The sequence below is a fragment of the Thalassotalea fusca genome (assembly GCF_053485835.1).
The window spans coordinates 23,664-33,576 of the sequence record NZ_JBQRUN010000027.1 but is presented as its reverse complement, the minus strand read 5'-3'; the positions used below and the strand labels follow the sequence as shown (position 1 = coordinate 33,576).

The 9,913-nt window shown below is 40.6% G+C and carries 10 protein-coding genes and 1 other RNA gene; 7 read left to right on the top strand and 4 right to left on the bottom strand.

Annotation, left to right across the window (positions count from 1 at the left end; all coding sequences use genetic code 11):
• Positions 1–325: 325 nt before the first annotated feature.
• Positions 326–964, bottom strand: coding sequence for a nucleotide exchange factor GrpE (gene grpE, locus ACSLUK_RS19090; RefSeq protein WP_448550388.1), 639 nt, complete (start codon positions 962–964; stop codon positions 326–328).
• A 164-nt stretch (positions 965–1,128) separates the two neighbouring features.
• Here grpE and nadK point away from each other — a divergent pair, with 164 nt between their 5' ends.
• From nadK to ACSLUK_RS19075, 3 genes are all read left to right on the top strand, one after another.
• Positions 1,129–2,010 (top strand): NAD(+) kinase, encoded by an 882-nt coding sequence (nadK, locus tag ACSLUK_RS19085; protein WP_448550387.1) that lies wholly within the window; start codon positions 1,129–1,131, stop codon positions 2,008–2,010.
• Positions 2,011–2,125: 115 nt separating this feature from the next.
• Entirely contained in the window at positions 2,126–3,790 is a 1,665-nt protein-coding gene (gene recN / locus ACSLUK_RS19080) for a DNA repair protein RecN (RefSeq protein ID WP_448550386.1), read from the top strand.
• A gap of 89 nt (positions 3,791–3,879) precedes the next feature.
• Positions 3,880–4,227 (top strand): outer membrane protein assembly factor BamE, encoded by a 348-nt coding sequence (locus tag ACSLUK_RS19075; protein WP_448550385.1) that lies wholly within the window; start codon positions 3,880–3,882, stop codon positions 4,225–4,227.
• 131 nt (positions 4,228–4,358) lie between these two features.
• Here the strand turns inward: ACSLUK_RS19075 and ACSLUK_RS19070 are convergent, their stop codons facing one another.
• Positions 4,359–4,721, bottom strand: a complete 363-nt coding sequence (locus ACSLUK_RS19070) for an RnfH family protein (RefSeq protein ID WP_448550384.1) — start codon at positions 4,719–4,721, stop codon at positions 4,359–4,361.
• Positions 4,722–5,153, bottom strand: a complete 432-nt coding sequence (locus tag ACSLUK_RS19065) for a type II toxin-antitoxin system RatA family toxin (protein ID WP_448550383.1) — start codon at positions 5,151–5,153, stop codon at positions 4,722–4,724.
• A 116-nt stretch (positions 5,154–5,269) separates the two neighbouring features.
• Between ACSLUK_RS19065 and smpB the strand changes: the two genes are divergently transcribed.
• From smpB to ACSLUK_RS19045, 4 genes are all read left to right on the top strand, one after another.
• A complete protein-coding gene (gene smpB / locus ACSLUK_RS19060) occupies positions 5,270–5,752 on the top strand; it encodes an SsrA-binding protein SmpB (protein ID WP_448550382.1) in 483 nt (160 codons plus the stop codon).
• A gap of 86 nt (positions 5,753–5,838) precedes the next feature.
• Positions 5,839–6,189, top strand: a transfer-messenger RNA (tmRNA) gene (gene ssrA, locus ACSLUK_RS19055).
• 128 nt (positions 6,190–6,317) lie between these two features.
• Positions 6,318–6,512, top strand: a complete 195-nt coding sequence (locus ACSLUK_RS19050) for a hypothetical protein (protein ID WP_448550381.1) — start codon at positions 6,318–6,320, stop codon at positions 6,510–6,512.
• A 188-nt stretch (positions 6,513–6,700) separates the two neighbouring features.
• Positions 6,701–8,155 carry a hypothetical protein gene (locus ACSLUK_RS19045; RefSeq protein ID WP_448550380.1) on the top strand — a complete coding sequence of 485 codons (1,455 nt, stop codon included), beginning with the start codon at positions 6,701–6,703 and terminating at the stop codon, positions 8,153–8,155.
• Positions 8,156–8,246: 91 nt separating this feature from the next.
• Here the strand turns inward: ACSLUK_RS19045 and ACSLUK_RS19040 are convergent, their stop codons facing one another.
• Positions 8,247–9,782, bottom strand: a complete 1,536-nt coding sequence (locus ACSLUK_RS19040) for an AbgT family transporter (RefSeq protein WP_448550379.1) — start codon at positions 9,780–9,782, stop codon at positions 8,247–8,249.
• Positions 9,783–9,913: the final 131 nt, after the last annotated feature.

Genomic DNA, 9,913 nt, shown 5'->3' with positions numbered 1-9,913 from the left:
GATGTCCTATTTTAAATTACCCGACCGACGAGAAGACCGAAAGTATCCTAGGTGGGTAAAGCCTAAACCATCGAAGTATCCAAAGAATAAGAAAAATGCCAATCAGCTTAACTGACTGGCATTACTTGCCTCTAAGCCTTTAAACTCTCGCTAAGTGAGTAATCTCTTATACGGATTGGTATAAGTTGAACTTTGAGGCTGATTCGCGAGTTTTGGAAGTGTTAGCCGTAATATTGCGGCAATGAGGTGAATTACAGTAGCGCATAAAAAAACCAGCTACACACTAGCTGGTTTTATCAGATTCATTCATTAAACAAATGTACATTTATGCAGTGGCATCTACACTTGACGCTGGTTTTGATACCATTACCATCGCAGGGCGCACTAGGCGACCATTTAATTCGTAACCTTTCTGCATTACTGCAATAACTGTATTAGGCTCAACACCTTCAACTTCCTGCATCGACATCGCTTGGTGCAATTCAGGATTAAATGGTTCATTTTGCGGGTCAATAGCTTTTACACCGAATTTGTCTAGCGCAGATAAAAAGCTTTGTAATGTTAATTCAACACCTTCAGCTATCGCTTTTTGAGTTTCATCTTCAACATTGATGCTAGCAATTGCACGCTCTAGGTTGTCAACTGTTGGTAATAATTCACCAGCAAATTTTTCTAAAGCGAACTTACGTGCTTTTTCTACGTCTTGCGCTGCACGGCGACGAATGTTGTCAACTTCTGCTTTAGCACGAATTACTGAATCTTTCTGATCAGCAACAGTTGCTTGCGCTGCAGCAAGTGTTAATTCAAGTTCATTAATTTTTTCAAATTCAGGGCTAATGTTTTCAGCTGCTGCCGTAAATTGATCACCGACCTGCTCTTCAGCCTGATCGATAATTTCTTGTGCGGCAATTTCTTCAGGTGTTAGACCCGACTCATTCTTATTTTCGGTTGACTCTTTCGTCATGAAAAACTCCAAGTAAAAAATCTAATGTTGCTAATTATGGGGATTCATCACGCTGAATCAAGCTTCAAGTATAAACAATTACAAAAATGTTTTCTTTACAACGCTATAAATTAGCGCGAAACTGCCGATATAAACTGAACTTGTTCACACAAATCCCACATTCAATGAGTAAACTATATAACACGATTGGATTAATCGGAAAACCTAACCACAATGGCGCTAGCACGACTATTGAGACCTTACATCAGTACTTGATAGATGAAGGTTATGAAGTCCTTGTTGAGTCATCTGTAGCGCTTTCAACCAATATACAAAACGCTAAAGTATGTACATTGGTTGAAATTGGCGAACAAGCAAATTTAGCCATAGTTGTTGGTGGTGACGGCTACATGCTCGGCGCTGCTAGAGTGCTTAGTTGTTACAACATTGGCGTTATTGGCGTTAATAGAGGCAACCTTGGCTTTTTAACTGATTTGTCGCCGAACGACTTAATTACACCGCTAGAACAAATATTGCACGGCAAATCACGTTCAGAGCAACGCTTTATCATTGAAGCCGAAGTATACAGACATGGCAAATTGAAAAGCTCCAATAGTGCTGTAAACGAAGCGGTTCTGCACGCTGGAAAAGTCGCCAACATGATTGAATTTGAAGTATATATTGACGGCAGTTTCATGTTTAGTCAGCGTTCTGATGGCTTGATTGTGTCGACGCCTACAGGCTCTACCGCCTATTCCATGTCAGCAGGTGGCCCAATTTTAACGCCAAATTTGAACGCGTTGTCGTTGGTCCCCATGTTTCCCCATACACTCACGAGCCGTCCAATTGTGGTAGATGGTAATAGCGAAATAAAACTTGTGCTGGCAAATGAAAATTACGAAAACCTTCAGGTGAGCTGCGATGGTCATGTGATTCTCGCAGTAATGCCGGGCGATGAAGTCATTATTAAGAAAAGTCCATATACACTTCGCTTAATTCACCCACTCGACCATGATTACTTTAATGTTCTACGTAATAAACTAAGTTGGGGCAACAAGCTTTATTAAACAATATTTCAATCACTTAAGAAAAATTTGCAACTGTTAAATAAAAAACAGTTGCGCCCCTCATTATTACTGTATAAATTAACACCTATATTTATATACAGTACAAATCATCGTTATGCTTATACAACTGAACATTCAGAACTTTGCCATTGTACGCTCACTCGACATCGAATGGCACAATGGAATGACTACCATCACTGGCGAAACTGGTGCAGGTAAATCAATTGCAATTGACGCACTAGGATTATGTTTAGGCGACCGTGCGGTAACCAACGTTGTACGACCAAACAGTAAACGAGCTGAGCTTGCCGCGACATTCGATATTTCAAATAATAAGTTAGCGAAAATTTGGCTAGAAAAGCATCAGTTAGAAACCGACAATGAATGTATTTTAAGACGTGTAATTTCTGCAGAAGGCCGTTCAAGAGCATACATTAATGGGAGTCAGGTACCACTGGCTCAACTTAAAGAAGTAGGCCAACGATTGATCAATATACATGGTCAACATGATCATCAGCTAATCACCAAAAATGGTGAACAACGTAAAATATTAGACAATTATGCGAACCATCAGGATTTACTAGAAGATGTTACGCACTATTATCAACAATGGCGCGAATTGAACATTGAGTTGAAAGCGTTGCAAGAATCCAAGGTGCAACGTGATGCAAAGCAGCAGTTGTTACAATATCAAGTAAATGAACTTGATGAATTTTCCTTGCACGACGACGAATTTGAAGCGCTCGAAGCCGAATACAAGCGCCAAAGTAATGGGCAACATATTCTGAACCAAACGTTACACGTAATGCATATGCTAGCGGAAGACGAACAGTTCAATGTAATCGACACCTTACGCAAAACCAGTGATTCTATCAGTGAGTTAATTCATTTTGATACAAGCTTAGCCAATGTAAATGAAGCAGTCTCTGAGGCGCTCATTCAACTTGAAGATGCTAGTCAGGAACTTCGTCACTATCATGATCGATTAGAGCTTGACCCCGAAACCTATCAAGCCATTGAAGAACGATACTCTACTGCGATTCAACTAGCGAAAAAGCATCAAGTAGCTCCTGAAAAACTATTTAGTCACCATCAACACTTGAAACATGAATTAGCAATGATAAGTTCAGATGAATCTCGCTTATCGAGTGTGTTTGACGATATCGCTAAAAGTAAAGAGCAGTATTACGCTTGTGCGGAAAAGCTCACTCAAGCACGGCAAAAAGCGGCCAAAAAGCTAAGCAAACTGATTACCACCAGTATGCGAGAGTTGAACATGCCACATGGCCAATTTGAAATTGCGATTAATACCAATCAAGACGCTGAACCGAATGCCTTAGGCTTAGACAGCGTAGAATACTTAGTTAGCCTCAATCCAGGGCAATCACTTGAAGCGATGAACAAAGTAGCTTCTGGTGGTGAGCTTTCAAGAATTAGCTTGGCAGTGCAAGTTATTTTGGCTGACAAAGTAATAACCCCTACGCTAATATTCGATGAAGTTGACGTAGGTATTAGTGGACCAACCGCGGCCATGGTTGGAGCCAAATTACAACAATTAGCGGCTAACACCCAAGTGATATGTGTTACTCACTTGCCGCAAGTGGCATGTAAGGGGCACCAACAAATGTTTGTAACAAAATTAACAGACGGCACAAACACAGAGACAAAAGTTACTGAACTATCTGAGCAAGGGCGTGTCCAAGAAATCGCACGCCTATTGGCTGGAGACGTAATAACTGACAGTAGTTTAGCAAACGCTAAGGAGCTGTTAGCTTGCTAGTATGAACAATTAAATGAAAATTTACTTTGTAACTGCTGGCATGCTTAGTTATTATCGCCGTTCAAAAAGAAAGAGGAACATAATAAAGCATGTTGTTACGAGTTATTGCACTTAGCGCTATTTTGGCATTATCAGCTTGTTCAAGTTGGGTATATCGAATCGACATTCCGCAAGGTAACTTTTTAGAGCAAAAAGACATCGATAAACTTCAAATCGAGATGACGAAAGAACAAGTAAAGTTCGTGCTTGGTAGTCCAGTGGTCATCGATGCGTTTAACGAAGATGTGTGGCACTACGTGTATCGATTTAAGTCTGGAAGAGACGAAGAGTTGAACCGCGAGAAAAAGTTTATCGTAACATTTAAAGACAACAAGCTTGTTTCTGCTGAAGGTGACTTTGAATTACCCGAGAGCTTTTATACGCCAATGGTTAACTAATTTGAATTAATTCTCTTTACGCGTACCAGTAGTATATTTATTAAAAAAACGACCTATCAGGTCGTTTTTTAGTTTAGCTATCTGAACTAATTCTAACTAGCTCTGCTTATCCATTGAGTCCTTATAAACAGCTATTTACCACCACGCAGCGGGTTAACTCGGCCACCCGTAACTTTATCAGCACGCCCTTCTTCTTTAGCTTTTTCTGCACGTCGTTTACGCACTTCTTTAGGATCTGCTATTAGTGGTCGGTATATTTCGATACGATCAAGATCGTTCACAATATCGGTTAGTTTGGCGGAGCGATTCCAAATGCCAACATTATTCACAGATAAATCAATTTCCGGAAAAGTCGCAAGAATGCCAGACTCCTGTATCGCCTGCTCTACAGTACTGTTTTCTTTTACGGTTAACGACAACAACTCTTGTCGCTGTGGCGTACCATACACGACTTCAATATGTATTAAATCATTTGCATGAACTTGCTCTACCATTTATCCGTAAACCTCTTTTGCACGCTGAGTAAATGCTTGCACCATATTATTGGCAATGCCATTAAACACCCGGCCAAAAGCCAAATCAAACACCTTACTGGAAAACTCGTACTCTAATTCAAGACTAATTTTGCATGCCTCTTCAGATAATTCAGTAAGCACCCAATTACCCGTTAACTGCTTAAACGGGCCATCAACTAATTGTAGTTTCACTGACTTGTTTTCAGTCAACACATTCTTGGTGGTGAACCATTTTTTCATACCGCCCTTATTCACAAGTAACGAAGCAGTCATGTGATCTTTATCTTGCTCAACAATTTTACTGTCACTGCAGTCGGGCAAAAACTTAGGATATGACAAAACATCATTAATAAGTTCGTACATCTGTTCAACGCTATGCATAACTAGCGCACTTCGATTAATGGTAGGCATTCTTACTCCTCAAACACATGCCGGTATAATAACAAAGCTCAAAGTAAAAAACATTAATACGAGATTTATCATTTAATGATTTAAAACTACAAATTTCTCCGTATAATATCCGCGTTATGGGAAAGAAAAAATCAAAACAATCAAATAGCAATACAATTGCCTTAAATAAAAAAGCACGCCACAACTACAACCTCACCGACAAATTTGAAGCTGGTATGAGCTTGCAAGGTTGGGAGATCAAAAGCATTCGCAGTGGAAAAGTAAATATTTCAGACTGTTATGTAATGGTTAAAGACGGCGAAGCCTTTTTAGTTGGTAGCGAGATATTGCCACTAAATGCAGCGTCTAGTCATGTTGTATGTGATCCTGTGCGTTCAAGAAAGCTATTGTTAAATCGACGAGAGCTAGACCGCTTAATTGGTGCCGTTGAACGTGATGGCTATTCACTTATTGCCACCGCAATGTACTGGAAACAATGCTGGGTGAAACTTGAATTTTACCTAGGTAAAGGTAAAAAAGCGCATGATAAACGTGCTGACATCAAAGATCGTGAGTGGCAAATCGATAAGAGCCGTATCATGAAACATTCAGCGAGATAACAACTGGTTAAAAATTACCACGTTGTTTCTCAAAGCAAAGCGCTGTACAATGCGCTTATCAGCAAAGTTCTGATAATTACTACTTTGGGGCGGATTTAGGATTCGACGGGATTCACGAAACCCAAGGTGCATGCCCAGGGGCGGTTGGCCTGGTAAAAAGCCGCAAAACTATAGTTGCAAACGACGAAACGTTCGCACTAGCAGCTTAATGCTAGCCATCCTCTTAAAGCTTAGTCTATTGGCTTGAGAAGTGATGGTCACCCCAAATAGACTAGCGAGGGAAACTTGTCTGAGGTTGAACCGCGAAACAGTATCGGACTCACCACAAAGAAGCCTGTCGTTCGGCGTCTAAGTGGTTAAACAAAAGATCGACTAAGCATGTAGGACCGAGGATGTAGGTTTTTCGGACGGGGGTTCAACTCCCCCCCGCTCCACCACTTCCATTAAAAAAGACGCGAAAGCGTCTTTTTTTGTATTTAAATCATGGTATTGTTCTTAATATTATTGATGGCTATCTGTCGCCATCCCATTTATCTCCCAAAATCTCATACATGGTGCTGTTACGATGAGTCAAATTAACTTCAACATTAAATCGAGTTTGCTAATATTTTTCGTGGCAATTAGTTGTTTGCTATTATTCTCCTTTGCTTATGACGATACTGCGACACGTACACGAACAGAGCTCATAGTTGCGGTGGTTGTTGCTATTTTTGCTGGTTTTAATAGTAGAAATCGCCCAGAAAAATCAATGGAATCATGATGTGGCAAAAATGATTGGTGACGATAAGCGACCTAATGAACAGCCCCTTAATTCGTTTTTAAAATAAAGATTACCTTACCCGTTTATTCAATAAAAATTATCTTGAATACCCGTTATAATTACCAGTATGCGTTGATTTATGATACAACGACTATCTGGGTTCTTAGTTGCATTTTGGAGGTAACCCAATGGCACAACCACTTAAATTACTCACCTATGAAGATGTTGCATTATTTTGTGAAAAAAACCTCCTAGCTGGTGAGCCTACAACCTTAGAAAGTTTGCTAGAAAAGTTTCCCAATGACGCAATTGAGGCCACCGCCTATTTTGAACAGTGGTGCCAACTAAATTTGAATCAACCATTAGACACTGCTTCACAAAGTTCAGACGACCAAAACGAAACACCACCTACTATTGACCAAATATTGCAAGAAGAGATAGCCAAACAGCAAGCCAGCCTTGCTATTGAGCAACACGACTCGGTCACGTTACAGCAAGACATCGAACAATCTCTTATCGCTAAAAGCCAAGAATTGCAGGCAAGCCTTGCCAGCCAATCTAAGTTTGTAGACGAAACGCATAAACAACTTAAGCAACAGTCACAAGAATTTCAGGATAAACTTCAGCAGTTAACAAGCAGCTATCACAATGAGATTAGCGGTTTAAAGCAAGACCACCAGCAGCTGTTAATTGCTCAACAACAAGCGCACGAAATAGCGATTGAAAACGTTATCAATGAAAATGAAGCTCAAGTAGCTAAATTAAGTGAACAAGTTACTCGATTGACCGAAGCAAATACATTATTGCAGGTTCAAGCCGACGAATATCTGGCAAGTAAACAAAAATTAAGTGCGTTGCAAACTACCATTAGTCAACTTGAACAGCAATTATCTGAAGAAAAAGAAAAACAAGAACAGCAAATTGCTACAGCCAAGAAACAATACCAAGAGAGTCTCAGCGCATTACGCGATGCTCACGAACAAGAAATAAGTGAATTAAATAGCGCCCATCAAAACGAATTAGCAGAAGCTTCTTCTCAGAATGTGCAACAAAGCGATGAGAGCAACGAACAACTAAACCAAATACAACAAGAAAACAAAATTCTGGAACACCAACTTGCCGAAGAGCAATCAAAATCTGCCAAACTACAAGCACGGCTTGTTAATGTTAGTAATGACATCACAGAAGATAAAGCGAGTAACACTAAACTTCAGCTCTCGCTTGAAGAAGCAAATGCCAGAATTAAATCGCTAGAGCAGCAATTATCTCAACAAGAAACCGGATTGTCGGCAGAAAGTGATTTAAATGCACTTGAAAAAGCTGAGCGGATGATCACAGTATTACGTGGTGAAAACAATAAATTATCTTCACAGCTTGAACTCATCAAAACAAATTCAATTGCAACGATTGAGCGATTAACTGGTAAATCTGATCAGGCAATCACACGTATTAAAGAACTCGAATCCCAACTTGATTTCGAGTTACAAACGAATAGCTCTGTCAAAGAAGAAAGAATACAACTCAAAGAACAACTAGAGTTAATGAAGCATAATCAAGCTTCAACATTTGAACGATTGACTAAAAACCTCGAGCAAGCCAAAGCGAAAATAAAAGTATTAGAGCAACAGCTTGCAGAGACATAGCGTTAATCGTTTGTATTAAATCAAAAAAGATCGGTGACAAATGCCTATCACTGTCATATGTCACCGCCCTTTCTAACTAGTCCTTCGTAAGCTAACCCGCTATATACTCATAGCTACTTTGCAAGCCTAACGGTAGGCCCAATTGCCAGTAGAGTAGTAAAAACACGCTCCATACAAGTATAAACACGATAGAATATGGCAGCATCAGCGCTGTTAACGTGCCTATGCCAGCATTGGTGACATATCGCTGACAATAAACCACAACCAGTGGAAAGTATGGCATGAGCGGCGTAATGATATTGGTACTAGAGTCGCCGATACGGTATGCAGCCTGTGCTAAATCAGGTGAGATCCCGAGTTGCATCAACATCGGGATAAAAATCGGTGCTAACAGTGCCCACTTCGCGGAAGCAGAACCAACAAATAAGTTAATAAATCCCGTCAAAAAGATAATACCGACAATGGTGAACTGAGCAGGAAGTGCCATTGCCTTTAAGAACTCTGCTCCTTCTACAGCCAATAATACACCTAAGTTCGATTGTCCAAACGCGTAAATAAACTGCGCAATGAAAAACATGATAACAAGATAATAGCCCATGCTCGACATGGATTTGCTCATGCCTTCAATAGATTGTTTAGTGTTACGTATCTTGCCAATGGCAATGCCGTAAACCAAACCAGGGATGAAAAACAATAGGAATATTAACGGTACGATAGACTTCATTAACGGTGACGAGAATGACGTGAGTGAGCCATCGGCATCTCGCCACGGAGAGCCTGCAAGGCTTGCGCTATATACCACACACACAGCACTCACTATAATAGCCAATAACGCCCAACGCAGCGCCTTTCGTTCTTCTGGCTGCAGTGGTTCCATAGTCGGCAAATCACTTAAATCGCCGTCGAGTTTATTACCAGTCAATTTAGGTTCAACAATCTTGTCGGTGATCGCCCAACCTATCAAAGTAATGACAATTGAAGAAGCTGTGGTGAAATAATAGTTATTTAATGGATTTAATAAGATATTGGGATCAAGCAATTGCGCGCCAGCTTGTGAAATTCCTTGCAACATAGGATCAAGCGCTGATGGCACAAAGTTGGCCGAAAACCCACCTGACACCCCTGCAAATGCCGCTGCTATCCCCGCTAACGGATGTCGACCAGCAGCATAAAAAATCACGCCACCAAGTGGGATCACTAAGACATAGCCTGCGTCTACTGCTGAGTGGCTGACGATACCAACTAGAATCACCATCGGCGTTAACAACCATGTGGCAGTTTTGGCCATAATTGCCCGTAAGCCCGCATTGATAAAACCACTGTATTCGGCAACACCTATACCTAACATCGCGACTAATACCACTCCGACCGGATGAAAGTGTGAAAAGTTAGTCACCATCACGGAGAAAAATTGCGTTAGCGCAGAACCGCTTAGTTGGTTAACTACCTGTATACCTTCACCAGTTCTAGGATCGACAGCTTCAAAAGTGACGCCAGATAACGCCCAAGATAATCCCCACACAATAAATAGTAAAAATACAAATAATGCAGCAGGATCTGGCAATCGATTACCAATTACCTCTACACGATTAAGAATGCGTTGCACCGTTGAAGGTTTTGCTTCCATGTTAAGCCCCGAACTTGATTGATTATTATTCTAATGATGCTAACGAACATATCGAAAAATAGAAGGAAATACAAAGATTAATATAAGAAAAGGGGCATCACTTCAGCAGGTTGCAAACGCAAATTGCCCGA

Excerpts from the sequence above, each read along its gene's own strand:
- grpE (WP_448550388.1), bottom strand. The coding sequence starts at position 964 with ATGACGAAAGAGTCAACCGAAAATAAGAATGAGTCGGGTCTAACACCT.
- nadK (WP_448550387.1), top strand. The coding sequence starts at position 1,129 with ATGAGTAAACTATATAACACGATTGGATTAATCGGAAAACCTAACCAC.
- recN (WP_448550386.1), top strand. The coding sequence starts at position 2,126 with ATGCTTATACAACTGAACATTCAGAACTTTGCCATTGTACGCTCACTC.
- ACSLUK_RS19075 (WP_448550385.1), top strand. The coding sequence starts at position 3,880 with ATGTTGTTACGAGTTATTGCACTTAGCGCTATTTTGGCATTATCAGCT.
- ACSLUK_RS19070 (WP_448550384.1), bottom strand. The coding sequence starts at position 4,721 with ATGGTAGAGCAAGTTCATGCAAATGATTTAATACATATTGAAGTCGTG.
- ACSLUK_RS19065 (WP_448550383.1), bottom strand. The coding sequence starts at position 5,153 with ATGCCTACCATTAATCGAAGTGCGCTAGTTATGCATAGCGTTGAACAG.
- smpB (WP_448550382.1), top strand. The coding sequence starts at position 5,270 with ATGGGAAAGAAAAAATCAAAACAATCAAATAGCAATACAATTGCCTTA.
- ACSLUK_RS19050 (WP_448550381.1), top strand. The coding sequence starts at position 6,318 with ATGAGTCAAATTAACTTCAACATTAAATCGAGTTTGCTAATATTTTTC.
- ACSLUK_RS19045 (WP_448550380.1), top strand. The coding sequence starts at position 6,701 with ATGGCACAACCACTTAAATTACTCACCTATGAAGATGTTGCATTATTT.
- ACSLUK_RS19040 (WP_448550379.1), bottom strand. The coding sequence starts at position 9,782 with ATGGAAGCAAAACCTTCAACGGTGCAACGCATTCTTAATCGTGTAGAG.